This window comes from Propionivibrio sp. (assembly GCF_047602565.1).
Taxonomy (GTDB): Bacteria; Pseudomonadota; Gammaproteobacteria; order Burkholderiales; family Rhodocyclaceae; genus Propionivibrio.
In genome coordinates this window covers 820,642-841,904 of sequence record NZ_JASGGX010000001.1, presented here as the reverse complement: position 1 = coordinate 841,904, position 21,263 = coordinate 820,642, and the positions used below count along the sequence as shown (strand labels likewise).

At 70.3% G+C, this 21,263-nt stretch carries 19 protein-coding genes; all 19 read right to left on the bottom strand.

The window, feature by feature from the left end; translation table 11 throughout:
• Window positions 1-170: 170 nt before the first annotated feature.
• The gene (locus tag QM701_RS03840; RefSeq protein WP_415165770.1) at window positions 171-1,112 is read right to left on the bottom strand and encodes an AAA family ATPase; all 942 of its coding nucleotides are present in this window, start codon (window positions 1,110-1,112) and stop codon (window positions 171-173) included.
• Window positions 1,113-1,281: 169 nt separating this feature from the next.
• Window positions 1,282-2,760 carry a di-heme oxidoredictase family protein gene (locus QM701_RS03835; protein ID WP_415165769.1) on the bottom strand — a complete coding sequence of 493 codons (1,479 nt, stop codon included), beginning with the start codon at window positions 2,758-2,760 and terminating at the stop codon, window positions 1,282-1,284.
• A 14-nt stretch (window positions 2,761-2,774) separates the two neighbouring features.
• Window positions 2,775-3,854 carry a hypothetical protein gene (locus QM701_RS03830; RefSeq protein ID WP_415165768.1) on the bottom strand — a complete coding sequence of 360 codons (1,080 nt, stop codon included), beginning with the start codon at window positions 3,852-3,854 and terminating at the stop codon, window positions 2,775-2,777.
• The gene (locus tag QM701_RS03825) at window positions 3,851-6,142 is read right to left on the bottom strand and encodes a hypothetical protein (protein ID WP_415165767.1); all 2,292 of its coding nucleotides are present in this window, start codon (window positions 6,140-6,142) and stop codon (window positions 3,851-3,853) included. Before QM701_RS03825 ends, QM701_RS03830 begins: the two co-directional genes overlap by 4 nt.
• Window positions 6,139-6,696, bottom strand: a complete 558-nt coding sequence (locus QM701_RS03820) for a hypothetical protein (RefSeq protein WP_415165766.1) — start codon at window positions 6,694-6,696, stop codon at window positions 6,139-6,141. Before QM701_RS03820 ends, QM701_RS03825 begins: the two co-directional genes overlap by 4 nt.
• Window positions 6,697-6,726: 30 nt before the next feature.
• Window positions 6,727-7,953 carry a type II secretion system F family protein gene (locus tag QM701_RS03815; RefSeq protein WP_415165765.1) on the bottom strand — a complete coding sequence of 409 codons (1,227 nt, stop codon included), beginning with the start codon at window positions 7,951-7,953 and terminating at the stop codon, window positions 6,727-6,729.
• A 139-nt stretch (window positions 7,954-8,092) separates the two neighbouring features.
• Window positions 8,093-9,715, bottom strand: coding sequence for a GspE/PulE family protein (locus QM701_RS03810; protein ID WP_415165764.1), 1,623 nt, complete (start codon window positions 9,713-9,715; stop codon window positions 8,093-8,095).
• A gap of 172 nt (window positions 9,716-9,887) precedes the next feature.
• The gene (locus tag QM701_RS03805) at window positions 9,888-11,030 is read right to left on the bottom strand and encodes a type IV pilus twitching motility protein PilT (protein ID WP_415165763.1); all 1,143 of its coding nucleotides are present in this window, start codon (window positions 11,028-11,030) and stop codon (window positions 9,888-9,890) included.
• Window positions 11,031-11,038: 8 nt separating this feature from the next.
• Complete coding sequence (locus QM701_RS03800; RefSeq protein ID WP_415165762.1) at window positions 11,039-11,770, bottom strand: hypothetical protein; 732 nt, start codon at window positions 11,768-11,770, stop codon at window positions 11,039-11,041.
• The gene (locus QM701_RS03795) at window positions 11,767-13,683 is read right to left on the bottom strand and encodes a hypothetical protein (protein ID WP_415165761.1); all 1,917 of its coding nucleotides are present in this window, start codon (window positions 13,681-13,683) and stop codon (window positions 11,767-11,769) included. The genes QM701_RS03800 and QM701_RS03795 overlap by 4 nt, the downstream gene beginning before the upstream one ends.
• Window positions 13,680-14,717, bottom strand: coding sequence for a type II secretion system protein (locus tag QM701_RS03790; RefSeq protein ID WP_415165760.1), 1,038 nt, complete (start codon window positions 14,715-14,717; stop codon window positions 13,680-13,682). The genes QM701_RS03795 and QM701_RS03790 overlap by 4 nt, the downstream gene beginning before the upstream one ends.
• 36 nt (window positions 14,718-14,753) lie before the next feature.
• The gene (locus QM701_RS03785; protein ID WP_415165759.1) at window positions 14,754-15,281 is read right to left on the bottom strand and encodes a hypothetical protein; all 528 of its coding nucleotides are present in this window, start codon (window positions 15,279-15,281) and stop codon (window positions 14,754-14,756) included.
• 41 nt (window positions 15,282-15,322) lie between these two features.
• Window positions 15,323-16,237 (bottom strand): type IV pilin protein, encoded by a 915-nt coding sequence (locus QM701_RS03780; protein WP_415165758.1) that lies wholly within the window; start codon window positions 16,235-16,237, stop codon window positions 15,323-15,325.
• Between the two features lie 13 nt (window positions 16,238-16,250).
• Window positions 16,251-16,814 carry an iron transporter gene (locus tag QM701_RS03775; RefSeq protein WP_415165757.1) on the bottom strand — a complete coding sequence of 188 codons (564 nt, stop codon included), beginning with the start codon at window positions 16,812-16,814 and terminating at the stop codon, window positions 16,251-16,253.
• 21 nt (window positions 16,815-16,835) lie between these two features.
• Window positions 16,836-18,242 (bottom strand): 4Fe-4S binding protein, encoded by a 1,407-nt coding sequence (locus QM701_RS03770; protein WP_415165756.1) that lies wholly within the window; start codon window positions 18,240-18,242, stop codon window positions 16,836-16,838.
• A 168-nt stretch (window positions 18,243-18,410) separates the two neighbouring features.
• Window positions 18,411-19,376 (bottom strand): type II secretion system protein, encoded by a 966-nt coding sequence (locus QM701_RS03765; RefSeq protein ID WP_415165755.1) that lies wholly within the window; start codon window positions 19,374-19,376, stop codon window positions 18,411-18,413.
• Between the two features lie 210 nt (window positions 19,377-19,586).
• Window positions 19,587-19,790: a hypothetical protein gene (locus QM701_RS03760; RefSeq protein ID WP_415165754.1), complete on the bottom strand. Its 204-nt coding sequence runs from the start codon at window positions 19,788-19,790 to the stop codon at window positions 19,587-19,589.
• Window positions 19,791-20,064: 274 nt separating this feature from the next.
• Complete coding sequence (locus tag QM701_RS03755; RefSeq protein WP_415165753.1) at window positions 20,065-20,598, bottom strand: TlpA family protein disulfide reductase; 534 nt, start codon at window positions 20,596-20,598, stop codon at window positions 20,065-20,067.
• A complete protein-coding gene (locus QM701_RS03750; RefSeq protein WP_415165752.1) occupies window positions 20,576-21,262 on the bottom strand; it encodes an ABC transporter ATP-binding protein in 687 nt (228 codons plus the stop codon). Before QM701_RS03750 ends, QM701_RS03755 begins: the two co-directional genes overlap by 23 nt.
• Window position 21,263: the final 1 nt, after the last annotated feature.

Here is a 21,263-nt window from a genome sequence, read left to right as displayed (position 1 = left end):
GCCGGGCCGGAGCGGCTGGCGCCGCCGCGAACCGGGCGCCGGAATGCCGACTCCTCCCCCTTCAAGGGGGAGGTTGGGAGGGGGATGGGGGAAACCCCGAGCCGGAGCGCTGACCCCATCCCCACCCCGGCCCTCCCCTTGAAGGGGAGGGAGAGGGCGTTCCTGCGGACTCATGGCAGCGGCACGGCGTCGAGGATGGCCTGCGCGTGATGCGCCGCCGTGCGCGCGTCGCCGTGGCCGAGGCGGTGCATGGCGACGTGCGGGAAGACCGTCTGCACGTCCGAGGGCAGCACGTGGTCGCGCCCGTCGAGCAGTGCCCAGGCGCGGCCGGCGGCGAGCAGCGCCAGCGCGCCGCGCGGCGAGAGGCCGAAGGCCAGCCCGGCGGCGTGCCGGGTGTGCTCGGCCAGCGCCCGCACGTAGTGCAGCAGCGCATCGCCGGCGTGGACGCCGCGCGCCTGCCGCTGCAGCGCCGTCAGGGCGGCCGGGTCGAGCAGCGGCTGCAACTCGTCGAGCAGCACGCGCCGGTCCTCGCCGCGCAGCACTTCCAGTTCGGCCTCGGCGTCCGGGTAGCCGAGCGAGAGGCGCATCAGGAAGCGGTCGAGCTGCGCTTCGGGCAGCGGGTTGGTTGACAGGTGGTCGACCGGGTTCTGCGTGGCGATGACGAAGAAGGGTTCGGGCAGCGGCCGGGTGACGCCTTCGCTGCTCACCTGCCGCTCCTCCATCGCTTCGAGCAGCGCGGACTGCGTCTTCGGCGAGGCGCGGTTGATCTCGTCGGCGAGCAGCAGCTGGGTGAAGATCGGGCCGGGGTGGAAGACGAATTCGCCTTTCGCGCGGTCGAAGATGGCCGCGCCGGTGAGATCGCCCGGCAGCATGTCGTTGGTGAACTGCACGCGCTTGAAGTCCAGGCCCAGCGCCTTCGCCAGCGCATGCACGAGCACCGTCTTGCCCATGCCGGGCAGGTCCTCGATCAGCAGGTGGCCGCGCGCGATCAGGCAGGCCAGCGCCAGGCGCACGGCCCGCGGCTTGCCGAGCAGGATGCCGTCGATGCACGCGGCGGCGTCGGCGAGGGAAGGCACGTTGGTGTTCAGATGGGTTTGGTTCAGGTCGTTCATGTGGTTTCGGGGCTGCGGGTAAGGGTGGAATTCAACAGGCCGTCATTCCGGCGAAAGCCGGAATCCAGTGGCGGCGTTGGCGGCCGCGAAGCCGCCTGAGATTCGGCGGCGTGGTTTCTGGATTCCGGCTTTCGCCGGAATGACGGGGGGAACGGATGCGGCTGCGGCATCACAGCGACTCCAGGAAGCGGAGCAGCGCGGCGCGCTCGTCGCGACGCATGGCCATGAAGCGGCCCTTGGCCGCGGCGGCCTGGCCGTCGTGCCAGAGGATCGCTTCCTGCAGGCTGCGCGCGCGCTGGTCGTGCAGGAAATTCGTGTGGTGGTTGCTGCGTTCGGTCAGGCCGATACCCCACAAGGGCGGCGTGCGCCATTCCTGCGCCGTCGCCTCGCCGTCCGGGCGGCCGGCGAGGCCCGGCCCCAAATCGTGCAGGAGCAGGTCGGTGTAGGGGTGGATGGTCTGGTGGCGCAGGCGCCCGATCGGATGCGTGTCGCCGGTGCGCACCGTGTCAACGTGGCAGGCGTTGCAGCGCGCCTGCTTGAACAGTTCCTCGCCTTTTTGCGCCAGCGGGTCGTCGAGATTGCGGCGCGCCGGGACGGCCAGCAGCTGCAGGTAGATGGTCAGGTCGTCGAGCTGCTGCGCCGACAGTTCGGGTTCCTCCGGCGTGCCGCCGTTTTTCGCCGCCGCGCATTCCTTCTGGTGCGGCAGGCAGCCTTCCCGCCGGTGGATCACGCTGGTCACGCCCATGTCGTTGAACGCGGCGCCGGCGGCCTGCGCGCGCAGGCTCGGCTCGTTGGCCTTGAGCGAGAAGCGGCCGAGCACACGTTTGCCGCTTTCCGGGTCGGTGACGTAGTTGGGCTTGCCGGAGACGCCGTCCGGATCGTTCTTCTGCGCCTCGGCGAGCGCCAGCAGCGTGCTTTCGGCGATGGCTTCGAGCAGCCCGCCGCCATGCACCGGCGGCGCGCTGCGCGCCTCGATGATGACGTTCTCCGGCAGCGGGCCGTGCGCCAGATCGGTGACGCGGAAACGCGGCCGGCGCAGGCTGTAGGCTTCGCCGTCGGCAAAGCGGCCGGGAATTTCCTCCCAGTCGATGTGCGCCTTGCCCTCGGGCGGCACGCCGGCGACGGCGCGGTCGTGCAGCTGGTGGTGGTAGCCCTCCGGCGGCTGCCAGCCGCCCTGGCCGTCGGGAACGGACAGGCGCAGGAACATCCCGATCATCTCGCCGCCGCTCGCGTAGGGTTTCTCGACGCGGCCGTCGCGGAAGTGGCATTCGGCGCAGCCGCTGGCGTTGTACAGCGGGCCGAGGCCGCGCCGCCGCGTGCCGCCGGCATTTTTGCGCTGCGCGGCGGTCGTTCCGTCGCCCGGCACGAACACCTTGTCGAAGACGCCGTCGCCGGCCTCGAAGATGGCCTCGTACTGCCACGGCAGGTTGTTCGGCGTCTGCCCGAAAGGAATGAAGCCGTCGTGGAAGACGGTCAGGTCGCCGCCCGAGAGCGCACGCGGATCGGCCCGGGTGAAGTAGCTCATGTCGCCGTCGCCGTAGCCGGCGCGCCAGGCGTGGCGCGTTTTCCACCAGGCATGGCCGAGGCCGGCGCAGGCGATGGCGAGGAGGGCGAGATAGAACAGCAGGCGGGGAGAGCGGGGTTTCATGGCGGTGTGATGAATCAGTAGTCGAAGCGGTAGCCGAGGCGCAGCGCCCAGCTGTCGTTGTCGACGCCGTTCAGCTGGATTTCGCCGCTGCTGCCGTCGGCGAAGTAGGTGATGTCGCGGCCGTCCCGCAGGCGCAGCGTGCGGCCGGAAAGGCCGATGGAGACGCTGTGGCGCGGCCACGGCGACCAGTCGGCGCCGAAGTCCGCTTCCCAGCCGGTGCCGTGGCCGAGATGGCGGAAGCTGACGGGGTGGGCGAAGTCCTCGCGCAGATTCCAGTTGGCCGTGGCCTCGTACGAGAACCAGTGGTGCTTCAGGCCGGCGCGCACGGTCAGCCGCTCGTTCGGGCGCGACTCGCTCTCCACTCCGATCCAGCCGCTGCGCCATTCGGGTTCGTATTTGGCGTCGAGCCCGGCGAAACCGCCGAGCGGCATGCCGAAGCCGTAGTCGGCGACGACCTGCTTGCCGTCGCGCATGCGGTAGCTGCCCTTGTAGCGCGCCAGCCCGATCATCGGGGTCAGGTCGTGGCCGGCGGCCAGCGGGAAGCGCCAGCCGGTGCCGAGCGAGACGTCGTGCGCGGTGCTGCCCCGCGGATCGGAATACGAGCGCGAGAACTCGGCCTGCCGGCCGTCGAGCAGGTAGTCCGAGTCCTGGACCTCGCCGCCGAGGGTGCGGGCGTACGCCGCGTGGCCGCGCAGGGTGAAGCCGGACGCATGCGTCCAGCCGGCGTCGAGGCGCAGCTCGGCGTTCGGCATCTCCCAGGCCAGTTCCGAAAGAACGTTCGGCGTGGCCCTGCCGCTCGCGTCGGAGGCGATGTTGTAGCTCGTCTTATCGTGGCGGTAACCCGAGGACAGGCGGAAGTAGCCGCCCTCCGCGCGTCCGCCGCCGGCGGGCGCGACCGCCGTCAGCGCTACCTCGCGCGGGCCGGCGTCGGTATAGACGGTCATGGTCGGCGCGTCCCCGGCGCCCAGGCCGACCTGCCGGACCGCGCCCGGCTCGAACACGGTGAGCGTCGCGCCGGCCAGCGGGTCGGCCGCCGCGAGCGCCCGCGCCGCGCACAGCAGTCCGGCGAGGAGGGCGTGCCGATGGCGCCTCATGGCCGCTCCACCGCCTGCTCGAAGGGCTGCCGCGACACCGCGTAGGCCCAGGTCCAGGAGTTGTCGCCGCCGGCGCCGTCGAGGCGCGTCCTTTCCAGCACCAGCGCCGCCCAGCGGCCGCGGATCAGCGTCGGCGCCACGCCGTCCGGCAGCGGCGCGGTGTTGATCACCTGCAGCGCGGTCACGTACAGGCCGTCGCGCGTCCAGCTGCCGGCGAGGCGCGCCTGCATGCCGTTGGCCAGCGCCAGCGGCCGGCGGTCGGCGAGCGGCAGCGGCCGCAGGCCGTCGGGCGCCGCCGCCGTCGGATCGGCCTGGCGCACGGCCGTCGCGGCCGCGCGCGCCAGCGCGGCGAAGGCGGCGTCCTCGCCCTTCGGCGCGGGCGTCCGCGCGGACGCTGCCGGCGGCGCGGCCGCAGCCGCCGGGGCAACGCGGTCGTCCGTGAAATCGGCCAGCGTCGGCACGATCGGCTGGTTCGGGAAGGTGTCGGTCAGCGCCTCGTAGTTCTTCGTCTTCTCGCGCGCCAGCGCCTCCGCTTCCTGCGGGTTCTCCAGCACGCGCGGGGTGATCAGCAGGACGATCTGGCTGCGGCCGGCGGCGCGCACGTCGCGCTTGAACAGCGTGCCGAGCACCGGAATGTCGCCGAGGACCGGGACCTTCTGGTTGTCGTACTGCGTGCTGTCGCGGATCATGCCGCCGATGGCCACGGTCATGCCGTCCTGCGCGTGCGCGGTGACCTGCAGCGCGGCGGTGTTCACCGTGTCGATCGGGAAATAGATGATGTCGCCGTCGGCGGTGGAGATCGGGATGGTGGCGTCGCCGAGCTTGACCGTCGAGCTGTCCTGGTCGATGGTCAGGCTGACCGAGCGGTCGCCGTTGATGCGTGGCAGGATCGACAGCGTCTGCCCGACGTCGCGCTTCTCGGTTTCCACGGTGATCGTGGTGTTGGTCGCGCCGGTCGTGCCCGTGACGCTTTGCGAGGAGGCGCCGACCGTCAGCACCCGCTCGTCGCCGATGAACAGCCGCGCCGGCTGGTTGTTGGCGGCGACCAGCATCGGCGAGGAGAGCACCTTGAGCTTGTTCTGCTCGGCCAGCAGTTGGAAGCGCAGCGAGAGGCGGCTGCTCATCACCTGCCAGACGAAGGTGGCGTCCTCCTCGGCGTCGAACAGGCCGCTCGATACGGCGTTCCTGGCGTAGCTGCTGCTGGTGCTTTCCAGCGCGCCGGTGGCGTGCGGGCCGCTGGTCGTGCCCTTGCTCGACGCGCCGATGTCGAACACCGAGCGGAAACCGTCGTCGAGCGTCACTTCCAGGATTTTCATCTCCAGCAGCACCTGGCGCGGCGGCTTGTCCATGTCGGCGACCAACAGGCCGATCTGCTTGAGGGCCGCTTCGTCGCCGGTGCGCACCAGCAGCAGGTTGTTCAGCCTGTTGTAGGTGACGTAGATCGGCGGCCCCTGGCGCGCGGCGAGTTCCTGGATCTCGGTGATGCTGACCGTCTGCTCGCCGCTGGCGCCCTCGCGCAGCTGGTTTTGCAGGCGGTCCATGCCCAGCCGGGCGAGGTCGGCGGCCGGGTCGTAGGCGGTGACCGAGGTGCCGCCTGCCGTGGCGCCGCCGCGCGTCGCGGCGGACCCGCCGGAGAACGCCGCCGTGTCGGCCAGCGTGCCCAGCCCGCCGCTCGCCGTGCCGCTGCCGGAGCTGCGGTTGCCGCTGCCGGACGACGAGCTGCCGGAACCGCTGCGGCTGCCGCCGGTGCTGGTGCGCGTGCCGCTGCCGAGCGAGGTCGGCGGCATTTCCTCGACCGGCGTGTTGAGCTGCACGCGGCTGCCGAACAGCGCCTTGACCGCATTGGCCGTGGACACCACGTTGTGGTGCTTGAGCGTGAATACCCGCGTCTGCTCGTCGCGCACGATGGCGAGGTCCTTCTGGTACTCGTCGCCGCTCATGATGATGTAGGTCTTCGAGGCGCCGTCGTAGCGGTACCACACGCCGGCGGCGCGGCACAGGTTGCGGATCATGTCGTCCACGCTCGAATTGCGCAGGTAGAGCGAGACGATCCGCTCGGAGACCTTGCCGGTGACCACGATGTTGGCCTTGCCGACCTGCGCCAGCAGGCGCACGGCCTCGTCGAGGCGCACCTGGGTGAGCATGATGTCGCCGGGCGGCTGGTCCGCCGGCGGCGCGGCGCGGCCCGCGCGCGCGGCCGGCGCGGCCAGGGCCGAGGCGGCCCAGGCGAGCACCAGGGCGAGCAGCAGCAGGCGGCCGGTGAGTTGCAGGCAGCGGCGCAGCGTCATCGCAGCACCACCTTCTTGCCCTGCGGCTGGCTCGGGTTCGCCAGGGAGACCGCGCCGGCCAGGATTTCGGCCTGGTAGGTGCCGAGGTCGCCGAGGTCGATCAGTTCCTTGTCCATGAGGGTGACGACGTCCTTGTTGTTGATCAGCAGCTGGGCCAGCGTGCCCTGCGGCGTGCGCAGCACGGCGCGCACCCGCACGCGCCGCTGCAGTTCGAGCACGCTGGCGCCCGGCAGGCCGGTGAAGCGCGAGCCGCTGCGGCCTTCGCGCAGCTGGGGGGAGACCTCGAACGGATCGACCATCAGGTCGACCTGGCGCGAGGGACGCGCCGCCGCCGCACCGGCGTTGGCCGCCGGCACCCCGACGCGGCGGCCGGCTTCGGCGGCCAGGCGGCCGATCGTGTCGGGCTGTTCGTGCCTCGGCGCCGGGATGTCCGCCTGCCGCTCGCGCGCCGCCGCCGCGGCCGGATGCGGCGGTTTCGCCGCCTGCGCCAGTCCGGCGGTGACGGCGAGCAGGCAGGCCAGCGCCGTGCGGGGGAGAAAGCTGGGTCGGGTCATTTACGGGCAGCCTTGGAAAATGCCATGCGCTCAGCCTCCCCCCGTCGACACGGCCAGCACGGCCTGGAAGAAGGCGTAGTAGACGAAGCCGACCACGCCGCCGATGAGCAGGGTGAGCATCGGTTCGATCATGGCCGAGAGGAATTTCACGCGGGCGTCGAGGTCCTTCTGGTAGTGCGTGCCGAGCGCCTCGAAGACGGTCTCCATTTCCCCGCTGCGCTCGCCGATCGCGGCCATGTGCCGCAGCAGGACCGGGATCGGCCGGCGTTCGAGGGCGACGGCCAGCGTCTTGCCTTCGAGCACGCCGTCCGAGGCGCGCACGAAGGCGCTCGCCAGCGCCGCGTTGGGCGTGATCTGGCCGACCGAGTTGAGCGCGTCGAGCACGGTCAGGCGGCTTTTCAGCAGCAGGCCGAAGGTCCAGGAAATCTGCGCCATCGACGCGGCCATCAGCGTGCCGCCGACGACCGGCAGGCGCAGGAAGACGTGGTCGCTGGCGAGGCGCAGGCGCGGCAGGCGCCGGGCCAGCACCAGCGCCGCGACGGCGACCAGCATGGCGAGCGCCAGCGGGCCGCCCCAGGCGGACAGCCAGTCGGCGATGCCCATCATGGTCCTGGCCGCCCACGGGATGGATTTGCCGCGCGACTGCAGGAAGGTGGCGAAGCGCGGAATCACCTTGGTCACCAGGAAGGTGATCACGCCGATGGCGGCCAGCAGCACGACGCTCGGGTAGGTGAGCGCGGTGAGCACCTGCCGGCGCACGTCGGCGCGGCGTTCGGCGAGCAGCGCCAGGCGCTCGAAGACGGCGTCGAGCTCGCCGCTCGCCTCGCCCGCTTCGGCCAGCTTGACGGCGATGCGCGGGAAAATCTCCGCTTCCCGCGCGAGCGCCGCCGAGAAGCTGCTGCCGGCGCTGATGCGCTCGGCGCAGCGGTCCAGCGCGCGCGACAGGCGCGGCCGCCGCGCCAGGTGCGAGCAGGCTTCCAGCGCTTCGAGCAGGGTGTGTCCGGCGCGCAGCATCAGTTGCATCTGGCGGTAGAACATCTGCAGGTCGCCGGTGCGCACCGACAGGCCGAGGCGGAAGGCGTAGCCGAGCGAGCGGAAGAAGTCGCCGCGCGACCTGGTCACTTCCGTGCCGATCTCCAGCAGGCGCAGCCCCTGCGCCAGGATCTGGCGGCGCGCCTGCGTCTCGTCGGGCGCGTCGGCGCTGCCGCGCAGTTCGCGGCCGTCCGGGCCGATCGCCAGGTAGTACCAGGTCGCCATGGCCTAGCCGCCGCTTGCGTTGAAGAGGGTAAGGAAAGCCGTCATTCCGGGCTTGACCCGGAATCCGGAGGTGCCCCACTGGATTCCGGCTTGCGCCGGAATGACGGACGCGGGGATGTTTTTGCGTTCCATGTCGCGGCTAGGCCTTCTTCTGGGCCAGCAGCCGCAGGTAGGGACGCGCCTCGTCGAGGCTGGTCTGGCCGGCCAGCACCTTGGCGCGCGCGTCCTCGGCCAGCCGCCAGTAGTCGCGCGCGGCCTGCGTCAGCTCGTGCTCGTTGGCGCCGGCGGCGATGCGCTCGGTCAGCGCCGGGTCGACCCACAGCGCCTCGAACAGGCCGATGCGGCCGCGATAGCCGGTGCCCAGGCAGCGCGCGCAGCCGCGCGGCTCATGCACTTGGACGTCTTCGTCCGCGCCGTCCAGCCCGAGCAGTTCCCGCTCGCCGGGCGTCGCCGGGCGCGGCGCGCGGCAGTGCGTGCACAGCATGCGCACCAGGCGCTGGGCGATCACGCCGTGCAGCGTGGCGCCGATCAGGAAGCGTTCGCAGCCGATGTCGGCCAGCCGGGTGATGGCGCTCGCCGAGCTGTTGGTGTGCAGGGTGGAGAGCACCATGTGGCCGGTGGTCGCCGCCTTGAGCGCCACGTCGGCGGTGTCCAGGTCGCGGATCTCGCCGACCAGGATGACGTCCGGGTCGTGGCGCAGGAAGCTGCGCAGCGCGCCGGCGAAGCCGACCTTGCCGCTCACCTGCACCTGGGTGACGCCGGGCACGATCTGCTCGACCGGGTCCTCGGCGGTGAGAATGTTCAGGCTGCCCGCGTCGAGCTCGCGCAGCGCGCTGTACAGCGTGGTGCTCTTGCCGCTGCCGGTCGGCCCGGTGACCAGCACGATGCCGTGCGGATGCGCCAGCGCCTCGCGCAGGCGCGCCACCATCGCCGGCGGCATGCCGAGCGAATCGAGCGTCTGGCGGCCGGGATCGCTCTTCATCACGCGCAGGGTCAGGCGCTCGCCGAACTTGGCGGGGATCGACGCCACGCGCATCTCGACCGGCTCGATGCCGTCGCCGAGCGCGTAGTTCAGGCCGCCGTCCTGCGGCGCGCGCGATTCGGCGATGTCCATGCCGGAAAGCACCTTGACGCGCGAGATCAGCCCGTCGCCGAGCGCCTTGGGCAGCAGGCCGCCGCAGGGCTGCAGGCGGCCGTCGACGCGCAGGCGCACGCGCACGCCGTCCTTGACGCTTTCCACGTGCAGGTCGGAAGCGCGGCGCAGCAGCGCGTCGCGCACCAGCCGGTCGAACAGCGCCACCGGGTCCTCGGCGCCGGCGTCGCGCGCCTCGGCGGCGACGTACTGCGCCACCAGCGGCGAGAGCGCGTCCGGCTCGGCGATGGCCAGCGGCGTGTCGGCGCCGAGGATGCGCCGCGCCGTCTCAATGCCGACCTGGTCGCTCGGGTCGTTGACCGCCAGATGCAGCGCCCTGGCCTCGTCGCGCACCGGCGCCATCAGGTGCCGCTTCAAGAGCGACGGCGGCAGGCGGCCGACCAGCGCGGCGTCCACGGTCCACCGGTCGAGCCGGGCGTAGGGCAGCGCGTGCGCCTCGGCCAGCGCCAGGTAGAAGGCCGTGCGCGGCAGGCCCAGCTCGCGCGAGAGCGTGTCGAGCAGCGGCTGCCGCGAAACGCGCGCATGCCCGCGCAGGCGGTTGACCGTCTCGCGGTCGTACAGGCCGATCTGCAGGCCGGCGTTGATCAGGGCGGCTTCGTTCTGGATCATGCCGAAACCCCCGTTGCCACCTGCGGCAAGCGCGCTCCTCCCCCTTCAAGGGGGAGACCGGGAGGGGGATGGGGTGAATCCACGGCGGCCGGAGCCCGACCCCATCCCCACCCCGGCCCTCCCCTTGAAGGGGAGGGAGAGGAAACTGCGCGTCCCGAGGCTCGTTCACGGCTCATGCGTTTTCGCTCCGGTCGTTGCGGGGGAGGAACTTCGGCTGGCGCAGCAGGCGATCGAAATTGTTGCCGTCGCGCGTCAGGCGCCTTGCCTCGTCGGCGTCGAGCAGGCGCTCGCGGGCCATCGCGGCGAGCGCCTGGTCGAAGGTCTGCATGCCGGCCTCGCGGCCGGATTCGATCGCCGAGTAGATCTGCGCCGTACGCCCCGAGGCGATCAGGTTGGCGACCGCCGGCGTGACGCGCAGGATTTCCACGACGGCGATGCGCCCGTCGCCGTCGGCGGACGGCAGCAGCTGCTGGGCGACGACGGCCTTCAGCACCAGCGACAGGCGGTGGCGGGCCACGGCCTGCTCTTCGCCGGGAAAGGCGCCGACCAGCCGCTCGACCGCGCCGGTGGCGTCCGCCGTGTGCAGCGTGGAGAACACCAGATGGCCGGTCTCGGCGGCGGTCAGCGCGGCGCGCATGGTCTCCGTGTCGCGCAGCTCGCCGACCAGGATCACGTCCGGGTCCTCGCGCAGCGCCGATTTCACCGCGCCGGCGAAATCGGCCACGTCGGTGTGCAGCTCGCGGTGCGTGACCACCGCCTGGTTCGGCGCGTGCACGAACTCGACCGGGTCCTCGATGGTCAGGATGTGCGCCGGCGTGGTGGCGTTGATCTCGTTGATGATCGTCGCCAGCGTGGTGCTCTTGCCGCTGCCGGTGATGCCGGTCACCAGCACCAGCCCGGAGGGGAGATGCGCCAGTTCCTGCAGCGTCTCGGGCAGGCGCAGCTCGGCGAAGGAGTGGAAGCGCGAGGGCAGGTGGCGGGCCACCAGCGCCGGCTGGCCGAGCGTGCGGAAGACGTTGATGCGGAAGCGCTCGCCGCCCGGCGCGGTGTAGCCCAGGTCGACCGTGCCGCGCTGCGTGTAGTCGGCGCGCTGCCCCGGCGCGAGCAGGCCGTCGAGCAGTTCCAGCATCTCGCCGCTGTGCCAGGGGTGCTCGCTGAACGCCTCGATGCGCCCGTGCAGCCGCCAGGCCGGGACGCGGTTGCAGGACAGGTGCAGGTCGGAGGCGCGGGCGCGGACGACGCGCGCGAGGAATTCGTCGAAGCGCGCCAGCGCGGCGAGGTGCTGGGCGGGCGCGGATGAGGTCGGATTGCGCATGTCGTTTCCTACACGGCGAAGCGGATGGTGACGTCGAGCCACTGCCGGACCGGCATCTTGGTCTGCGGGTTGCGCTCGATGCCGACGCTGATGTCGCTCCACACCGGCGCCGCCACGTAGGGCAGCTCGGACAGGCCGAACAGGAACTGCATCAGGCCGCGGTAGCTGGCCCGCGCGCGCATCACCAGCAGGGGCCGCTGGAAGGGGTTGCTGCGCGCCGCTTCCTGGATCAGCTGCGGCGTCGGGGCGCGGTCCTTGTCCTCGGGCCGCGCGTAGATGTGCTCGATGCCCAGCACTTCCATGTCGCCGGCCTCGGCCAGCGCGGTGAGGCCGGTCTTCAGCGCGTTCATCGCCAGCGTGTCGTCGAGCGGGACGAAGGCGTTCTTCAGCGCGGCGACGGCGGCGCGCGTCTCGTCGAGCTTCCGGCGCAGCGCGTCGCGCTCCTTTTCCGCGTCGCGCAGGTTCTTGCCGCCGAAGGCGTGCGGCGGGGGCGGCGGCGCGCTTTTCTGCTTGCCGGCGCTCTTCTCCCGGGCGCGCGCCTTTTCCGTGTTGTAGGCGATGCGGTCGATCTCCTTGTGCGTGAGCGGGAAGACCGCCGCTAGGTAGAGCGCGGCGAGGACGACGGCGGCGATCGCCACGTGCAGGTTCTTCTCGCCGGGCTTTTTCGCCGTCCAGGTCTTCCACAGGGCGCCGGGCGCCATCGACGTCCGGCCGTCGCGCCCGCCGTTGGCGCCGTTCATGGCTGTTCCTTTCCCGGCGCCGCGGGGCCGGGCGCGGCGCTGCCCGCAGGCGCGGCGGCCGGCGGCTGTTCGAGTTCGTCGGGTTCCTGTACCAGCCAGAAGCCGACGCGGTAGCCGCTCTTGCCGGTGCGCCCCTTTTCCTCCCGGATTTCGGTCTGCGCCACACCGTAGGCCAGCGCGCGCGTCTGTTCCGCGACGCGGTTCACGAAGTCCTGCGCGCCGGTGTACGTCGGGCTCCAGGCCTCGACGCGGATCGCCGTGGCGTCGTTGCCGACGCGGCTGTTGCCGACCTTTTCGAGCACGGCGTCGTTGCCGATGGCCTGGCCCAGCGTCAGCATCAGGTCCGGTAGGTACTGGCGCATGGCGGCGATCGCTTCGAGCCGCGTCCGTTCGTTGACCAGCGGTTCGAGCGTGGCGCGCATCGTTTCGAGGTCGCGCGCCACCTGCTGCACTTCGGCGTTGGCCTTGAGCGTGAGCTGCGCCAGCTTCTGCTCCTCGCTTTCCTTTTTCGCCTTTTCCGCCAGCGTCTGCTGCAGGCCGTGCAGCCGGTAGCGCTGGACGCCCTCGGTGGCGGCCAGCGCCAGCAGCACGGCCAGGAGCGCGCCGGCGCGCAGGATGTCCGGGTTCTTCCACGGCTTGCCGCGCAGCTCGCGCAGCGCCAGGCGCGGCAGGCGGTGTTCCGGCGCTTCCGTGGCGGCCTCGCGCAGCAGCGCCGGCCACAGCGCGTCCCAGGCGGCGTCCGCGCCGACGACGCGGACCGGGTGGCCGCCGGTCAGTTCGAGGTCGTCGGCGGCGCGCCGCGCGGCGGTTTCATCGGTGCCGTCGAGGCAGACGAGCTCGATTTCGGCGCGCGCTTCGCTGCTCCAGTCCTCGATCAGGCGCTGCAGCCAGTCCGACTGCAGCGGCCGCTCCATGCGCCCCTCGCTGCGGGCGGCGACGATCCGGCCGTGCCGGCGGCGCACGGCCACGACTTCCTCGGCATGCAGTTCGAGGGTCAGCCGCTGGATGTCCTCCCCCTCACCGCCGCCGCGTTCGCCGCCCGCCTCGCCTTCGCTGCACAGCCAGGCCAGCGGCAGCACCGTGTCGAGGCGCAGGCCGCGTCCGGCCAGCGCGTCGCTCCACTGGCGGTACAGGCGTCCGGCCAGCGCGCCGGCCAGCCAGTGCTTTTCGCCGTTGTCCAGGCGCCCCTTCCAGGCGCTCATCAGCTCGCCGTCAACGTAGTGCAGCGATTCCTGCAGCTCCAGGCACTCGTTCAGCGCGGCCCGGTCGATCAGCGCCAGTTCCAGCGCCGTTTCGCCGTAGCGCAGCGGCGTGCGCCGGTCCTCGCGGCGCAGCGTCTGTTCGAGCGCCACGCGGTCGCGGTCGGCGGCGCCGAGGTGGCCGCGCGCGAAGAGCAGCGCGCCCATCGTCCACAACCCGCCGAATTCGGCGAGCACCGGTTCCAGGTCGCCGCGCAGCAGCTCGCGCATCTGCGCGTCGGGGCGCGGCTTGTCGGGATTGACCGGCAGGTCGACCGCCGCCGGGCGCAGGTGGCGGGCGGCCAGCGCCGCGCGGCGCGGCAGCTTGTGGCCGCCGGCCAGCAGCGGGCCGCGCAACTGTTCGGCCACGTCGGCCAGCGCCGTGGCGAAATGCGCCTCGCGCGATTGCGCCCGCGCCAGGATCGCGCAGCGCTGCCGGTCGCCCCGGACCACGGCCGCGCGCAGCCCGGCGATGTCCCAGGCCAGCAGCAGCCAGGCGCCGCCTCCGCCGCCGGGGCGGAACAGGCCGGCGAGCTTGCCGGGCTGGCGCAGGAACGGAAACGGCCGCCGCGCCGCACCGGTGTCCGGCGCGGTGCTTGCCGCCGCCGGGCCGGGCGTGCCGCCGGATGCCGATGGCGTGCGGCGCAGGGAGAAGGACAGGCGCGGCAGCTTCATCGGATTTCCAGGCGGGCTGCCGGCAGCGCCATGCCGGCGACGGCGGTGATCTGGGCAACGACCGGACGGGTGGCCGACGGCGACGACGTCGTGTCGGTCCATGTATGGACCGTGTCGCCGCTGCTCGTGCCGGCGTTGGTCGTCCGCCTGACCAGCGCCAGAAGATGGCGGCCCTGCGGAATGCCGCTCAGGCCGCACTGCGAGATCGGGAACACGAGATCGAGACCCGGTGGGCAAGGCTCCCCGTTTACCAGTCCGTCGCCAGTGCCGTCGAGACAGCCCGCCGTGGTGTTCGATGAAAACTGCCGCCAGTAGCCGCCCGAGGAATTGTTGACGAAGACCAGCAGGCTCGCCGACAGATAGCCGCTGGCGGCAATGTCGGCGCCCGATCTGTTGACGACCCGTACCGTCCACCCGCCGATCGGCACTTGCCAGTCGAGCGGCCTGATCGTTGACGCCACGTCTGCCGCATAGTCGTCGCCGCCGGCCGCGTTGTCGGCGCCCAGGCTGGTCAGGAGCAGTTGCTGCGAGACGCTGGTGTTGTCGAAGCTCCATCCGAAGTTGGCGGCATCCAGAAGCGCATCGCCGTTCTCGTTGCCCCAGCCGTCCCGCAACCGTCCGTTGAAGGCGAGTCCGCCGAGGTAGCTGCCGCGATGTCCCTTGACGAGCAGCGCCGAGGGATCGGTCAGGGTGGTCTCGCCGCCGTTGTTGGCGCAGCTCGATGTGTCCGGCTGCGGGTCGAAGAGCGGCGTCTGCGCCGCCTGCGTCTTCAAACTACCCGCCGACAGCAGTTCGGCGACGTTCTCCGGCAATCGCCCGTTGTCCGCCACGAAACCGCCGACCGCCGCCGGATCGGCCGGGCCGAGGCGGCCGAGGATGGCGCGTTCCAGGGCCGCCAGCCGCGCGCGCGTGTCGTCGTAGCGCAGTTGCGCGCGGTCGTCGGTCAACACGTCGAAGGCGAGCAGCGTCACCGTCAACAGGATGGCGATCACGACCAGCAGTTCGATGAGCGTGAAGCCAGCGCTGCGTGGCATGCGGCGTGCGGCGGGGGCGGTCATGGACGGGCGCGGCTACTGGGCGAACGAGGTGACGACGAGCGCCGGTCCGCGCGCGTGGTTGTAGACGTGGTAGGCGTAGAACTGCAGCGGCTGCCCGGCCTTGGCCTCCTTGCCCAGGCGCGCGGCCGCCGAGTCTTCGATGTAGGCGGCCAGTGCCTTGTCGCCGCCGTAGTCGATGCCGATGCGCTGGCTGACGTTGCCGATGTTCTCGATGCCCATCATGCCGAGCGCCTTCTTGAGATAGTCCGTCTTCTGCGGCGCCGGCATGGCCGCCAGCACGGCGCGGAAACGCACGGCGGTGGGGGCGAAGATCACGCGCTGGCCGGGAATCTCGGTGCGCGCGTTGGCGACCAGCTTTTTCAGGTCAACGTCCTTGTAGGCGGCCGCCGGATCGGCCGGCGCCTCGGCCGCCTCGACCGCCGCCGGCGCGGCTGCCTTCGGCTGGGCGAGGCCGCCGGCGCCGTGGAGCAGCAGCAGCGACCCCAGCAGGGCGGCGAGCCAGCGGCTCGGACGGAGGGTGCGGGCCGGGAGTGAATGCATCGGATGTTTCATCGGGAACTTTCAATTCGCATCGGGAAAAATCAGCCGTCGCCGGCCAGGCACAGCACGCGGTCGTCGGCGCCGCCGCTGGCGGCGAGGTTCGGGCGGCAGGGATCGGCCAGGTTGCGGCCGCCGTAAACGCCGTCCTTGCCGAGATAGACGGCGCGCGGATGGTCGTCGTTGGCGAGGCCGAACAGCAGGAAGGGGCGGGCATGCCGCGGCAGTTCGTGCTCGTCGGCGTCGTAGCCGGTTTCCTCGCGCGCCACGGTGCGCCAGCCCAGCATGCAGGTGCCGGTGGTCGCCGCCTGGCTGGAGCACGCCGCGCCGGACGGGCCGGCGGCGCGGTAGCGCGGGCCGGTGCCGTAGGCGGGAACGTCGCGGATCTTGGCGCCGGCGAGCAGCGTGCCGGTACCGTCCGGCGCGCCCGCCACCACGGTGCTGGCGTTGAGGTCCGTGCCGTGGTCGACCCACAGGCGCAGCGTGCGGTCGAGGTACGGGCCGTGCCAGCCGCGCCCGGTTTCCGGGTTCCAGGTCTTGAGATAGGCGAGCGGGTGTTTGCCGCACAGCAGCGGCGCGTCGAACAGCAATGCCAGATTGGCCGGCGAGGCGAACCAGGCGTCGCGGTCGGCGTCGAGGTCCGGCGCGGCCCAGGCGCGCAGGATGCCGTCGCTTGACGTGCACGCGGCCTCGGTGATGGCGCTCGCCGCAAGAAAGAACGGCCCCTGTCCGGGGTAGTAGCCGGTGTCGGCCTTGAAGCGGCGCACGGCATGGGTGACGCGGCGCAGGTCGGCCATGGCGATGTCGTCCTCGGCGCTCTCCTGCACGCCGGCGTAGCCGCTCCAGGCGGTAAAGGCCAGCGCCGCGAGGATGCCGCACACGACGAGCAGCTCGATCAGGGTGAAGCCTGCCGGCGCCGCGGCGCGGGGCGGATGGCGGGAAACGGCGCGAAGCGGCATCGGCGGTCCGGGCTCAGTAGCCGCCGGTGGCGCCGATCACGCCTTTCTTGCCGAGGCCGAGATAGGTGAAGTCCCAGCTCACGGCGAACGGCTTCCACCAGGTGACGCCGTTCTCGGTGTCGACCAGCCGGTCGAGGCCCGTGTCCGGCGGCGCCACATGCACCGTGTAGCGGTACTTGCCGACGCCGTCGAGCTTGACGTTGGCGCCGTAGTGCGGGCCGAACTTGCCGATCGCCGCGCTCAGCGGCCCTTCCAGCTTCCAGCCGGAATCGAGTTTTTCCAGCGTGTAGGAAACCTTGAGGAAGGGAATCCAGGCGAACTTGGAAAAGCCGTACGGGTTGGACGAGGCCGCCTTGAGGTGCGCGACGAAATAGGCGTCCGACTGTTCGCGGGGGCGGTTCTCGCGCCCGCTCTCCAGGATGATCGGCTGCATGTAGCCGCCCTCGACGGTCATCGATTCGCGCACGATGCGTTCGCCGGCCTTGTTGGACAGCTTGAATTCCGCGGCGCCGGCCGGCAGCGCCAGGAGCGGGGAGCAAAGCAGGAGGAAGAGGGGACGGGTCAGACGGGAAAGCACGGACGTTCTCCAGACGAGCGGTTATTCGATGACGATCGGGCCGAAGATGGCGACCCACCACGAGATGCCCGCCAGCACGCTGCCGAGCACGCCGGGAATCAACGGCAGCACGCGCTCCGCCGGCGGCAGGCCCTGCCCGGCGAGCAGGCGCCAGCCGAGCCACACGCTCCACACGAAGCCGAGCGAGAAGAGCACTTCCTTGGCGATGTCCGGCGCCTGCGGGCCGAACACGTCGAACGGCGGGAACAGCTTGGCGCCGAGGCCGATGACCAGCGAGACGAGGCACACCGGCGCGTACTGGTAGCCGAGTTCGAGGAAGCGCGAGTACAGCGTGCCGCCGGCCTTGGCTTCGCCGGCCAGGAAGGCCGAGGCGAGGGTGGTCAGCGAGAGCACCACGCAGGTGCCGAACGCCCACAGGATCATGTACGCCGAGATGCAGAAGAAATCGAGCCAGTTGAAGGTCTCGCCGAGCTCCGGGTGCGCGCTGACCAGCCAGCCCGGCGCCGGATTGCCGATCCACAGCCAGCCCTGATTCAAGGCCCACTCGCCGATGATCTGGCGGAACGCCTGGTACTGTTCGAGGAACAGCCACAGGAAGCCGCCGAGCGCCGTGCCGATACCAATGAAGAAGAACATCACCTCCATGATGTTCGGGTTGTGTTCGCGGATCGTCTCGATCTCGATGCCCGGCTTCCTGAGTTCGACCTTGAGGCCGGCGGTCGGCTTGCCCGGATAGACGCACTTGAAGCATTCGATGCAGTGGCGCGACTCGTCCTTGCGGTTGATGTTGATCATCGTCGGGCAGACGCCGCGCTCGGTGTAGCGGGCGATGTTGATCACCTTGCGCTTGGGCGTGAACTGCACGATGCCCATGCGCGAAAACAGGCCGAGCAGCAGGCCGATCGGGCAGGTATGCCGGCACCACGCGCGCTTGCCGTGGTGCGCCTCGGCGTTGCCGTAGAGGAAGCCGAAGAGGATGGCGCAGGCCAGCGTGCCGCCGAAGACGATGGCCATGCCCTCGCGGTGCTCGCGCACGCCGATGGTCTGGCCGAGCACGGTGATGATCAGGAAGCTGACGTGCGGCGTCCATTCCGAGCGCAGCCACCAGGGGATGGATTTCTTGAGGCCGGACTTGCTCGCCCATTCGGACGCGGCGCCCATCGGGCACATCAGGCCGCACCAGCTGCGGCCGGTGAACAGCACGGAAAGCAGCACCAGCGGGAACCACAGGCCCCACATCACGTAATTGGAGAACAGCGCGAAATTGGAGAGCGGCGTGTCGCCCAGCACCGCCGCGTCGGTCGCCAGCGGCAGGAAGAGCAGCACCATGAAATAGAGGAAGAAAACGATGTGCAGGTAGCCGAGGTAGGGCCGGAAGCGGACGAAGAACACCTCGATGGCGCCGGCGATGCGTGTTGCGTTGATCATCGTTGAACCATTCGTATGGGATGCGGCGCGACGGCCGGTCCCGTTTTTGTTCGCCAAGTGATGCCGGTTGGAAAAAACTGGCGAGGCCGCCGGGCAGCCGGTGGCCCCGCCATGACCCCGCCGGGAGGATTGGGAGTACCCGGCGGGATCGATCAGGCAAAACCCCGATCAGGTCGCGCGGACGTTGTCGAGTTCGCCCAGTTCCTCGTCCTTGGTGTCGCCGGCGCCGTCGACGATGGCCTGGAAGGTGGCCTGGCCGTTGATGCCGACGCCGCTGACCTTGAACAGGACGACGAAGCGGTTGTACTCATCCGGCTGGACGTGGCGATAGACCGGCACGTTGGACAGCGCGCCGATGATGTCCGGACGGAACAGCGAGGAGTCCGGGCCGACGCCGAAGGCGACGAGCTTGTCGTCCGCCGCAAGTGTCTCGCCGTCAACGACGTCGTTGAGATTGAAGGCGTTGACGCGCTTGTTGCCGGCAGCACTCCAGAGCATCAGCGGGGCTCCGGCGATGATCGGAGCATCATCCGCAAGACCGCATCCGTTCGCGGTGGGGATGCGATAGATATTCTGCGCCGTGATGTCGTTGGTCTTGTCGTTGATGGCGGCTTGCTGCGTCGTCAGCGTGGCGCCGCAGGTCGCTCCCGTATCGACCATGCGCAGATTCTTGATGCCGACGGAATCGAGGGCAGTGACTTCCGCGGCGGTCAGCGCAGTCGCGTTAACGGCGATGGAACCCAAAAGATCGCTGGAGAGAATGGCCAGCGGAGACGCGCCGGTAAGGACAGACGTCGTATTCTGCAACAGCGAATCCCAACGGTCCGGATACTGGCCCGAGTTCAGCACGCGGAAGGTCTGGATGCCCTTGGACAGTTCATCCATCATCGCCACGTGCGCGGCGGCGGACGCCTTGCGGTCGGTGTCCTGCAGCATGATCGTGGCGGTGCCGGCGATCGCGGCGAGGATGGCGACGACGACGAGCAGTTCGAGGAGGGTGAAGCCGCCTTCCTTCTTGCTGCGGATCTGTTCGAACTTGCGGCGCAGGTTGCGTCCCTTGACGGCGGAGGCGTCGATGGCTTGCAGCTTCGACTTGAGTTCGGCCCGGGTGAGGGCCATGAGTTTGCTCAGCATGTGAAATTTCCTAGCAAATGGTCTCGGATTCCCGCCCCGGGAACTCCTGCTCCAGGTTTCAACGAAAGCCCGGATCGCTCCGGATGGATTCGCCGCGACCCCACGTCGCCAGCCTGTAAAGCCCATCTGCCAGGCCCGCCCTGGCCAGAATGTCTGGTGTTAAATCTTGTGCTGCGGCCGCCTCAAGCGGCTTTTCTTGTGACTGCCGCCTTACGCCATCGCGCAATCGACGACGAAGCGGTACTGCTTGCCGCAATGCAGAATGATTTCCTTCTGCCCACGACGGAGAATGCGCATTTCCACGCGAATCTCGGCAAAACCGTCGTGATTGAATGCTTCGAAATAGAGATCGGTCAGCTTCGCCAGAACCTGGCTGCTAGCCTTGGCCGCGCCAATGCGGTCGGGCGTTTCCACCGTGTTTCCCTCCCTTTTGAAATCAGAACGTTCTTAATGATAATGAAACTCATTAATGGTTGCAATAGCTTTTCGCAATCGCGGTCCTGATTTTTTTTGGAACGGCGACGACGCGCATCGTCTCATGCGAACTTCATGGAATGAAGCCGTGCGCGCGGAGCCCGCAGCGCGTGCCGCGATACGGCCCGCGCTGCGGGAATGACGGCGTGGGAAACGGCTGCGGGACTCCGGCCGGCGAGGCCGGCAGGTCCCATCGCGGTGGTGCCGCGCAGGATCACGTCCCCGGCGTGGCCGGGACGGGCGCGGAAGCCGCCAGGGCGGAGAAGGCGTTGCTCAGTTCGGCGGGCGTCTGCATGCCGACGTGGTGGGACACGACGCGGCCGCGGGCGTCGACCAGCACCGAGGTCGGCGTGCCGATCACCGCGTAGCGTTCGAGCGAGATGCCGAGCGAATCCTGCAGCAGCGGGAAGGTGAAGCCGTGGCGCCGGCGGACTTCCTGCACGTTGGGCGGTGCGGCGTCGACGTTGACCGCCACCACCGCGACCTTGCCATCATGCGCGCGGGCCAGCGTCTCCAGCTGCTTCATCTCGACGATGCAGCTGCCGCAGCCGGCCGACCAGAAGGTCAGGAACACCGGCTGCCCGCGCCAGGCCGCGAGCGAGGCCGGTTCGCCGGCCGGATCGGTGGCGGCGAGCGCCGGCGCGGGTTCGCCGACGACGAGCTTTTCCTCCCGGCAGCCGGCCAGCGCGGCGAGCAGGAACGCGGCGGCCAGCGCCGCGCGCAGTCTAGGCGGGAACCATGTTTTCATCGACGACCCTCCCGTGGTGCAGGCGGATGATGCGGTCGGCAAAGCGGCCGAGTTCCGGGTTGTGGGTGACCATGACGATGGTGCGGCCCTGGCCGTGCAGTTCGCGCAGCAGGTCCAGCACCAGGCGTTCGTTCTCTTCGTCCAGGTTGCCGGTCGGCTCGTCGGCGAAGATCAACGGCGGTTCGTTGACCAGCGCGCGCGCGATGCACACGCGCTGCTGTTCGCCGCCGGAGAGCTGGCTGGGCAGGTGGGTGACGCGGTGGCCGAGCCCGACGTGCTCCAGCACCTGCCGCGCGGCCGCCTCGTCGACCACGCTGTGGTAGTACTGGCCGAGCATCACGTTTTCCAGCGCGGAGAGGAAGGGGATCAGGTGGAACTGCTGGAAGACCAGGCCGATGCGCTCGGCGCGGAAGGCGCGCCGGCGCTCCTCGTCGAAGCCGGCGGCATCGACGCCGTCGAGCAGCACCTGGCCGGACGTGGCGGTGTCCAGGCAGGTCAGGATGTTCAGCAAGGTGGTCTTGCCCGAGCCGGAAGCGCCCATGAAGGCAACGAATTCGCCGCGTTCGACGGCGAGGTTGACGTCGTCGAGCGCGGTCACGGCGCCGAAGCGTTTGCTGAGATGCCGGGTTTCGATCACCGGCTGCGAGTTGGTTGTTCCGGTCATT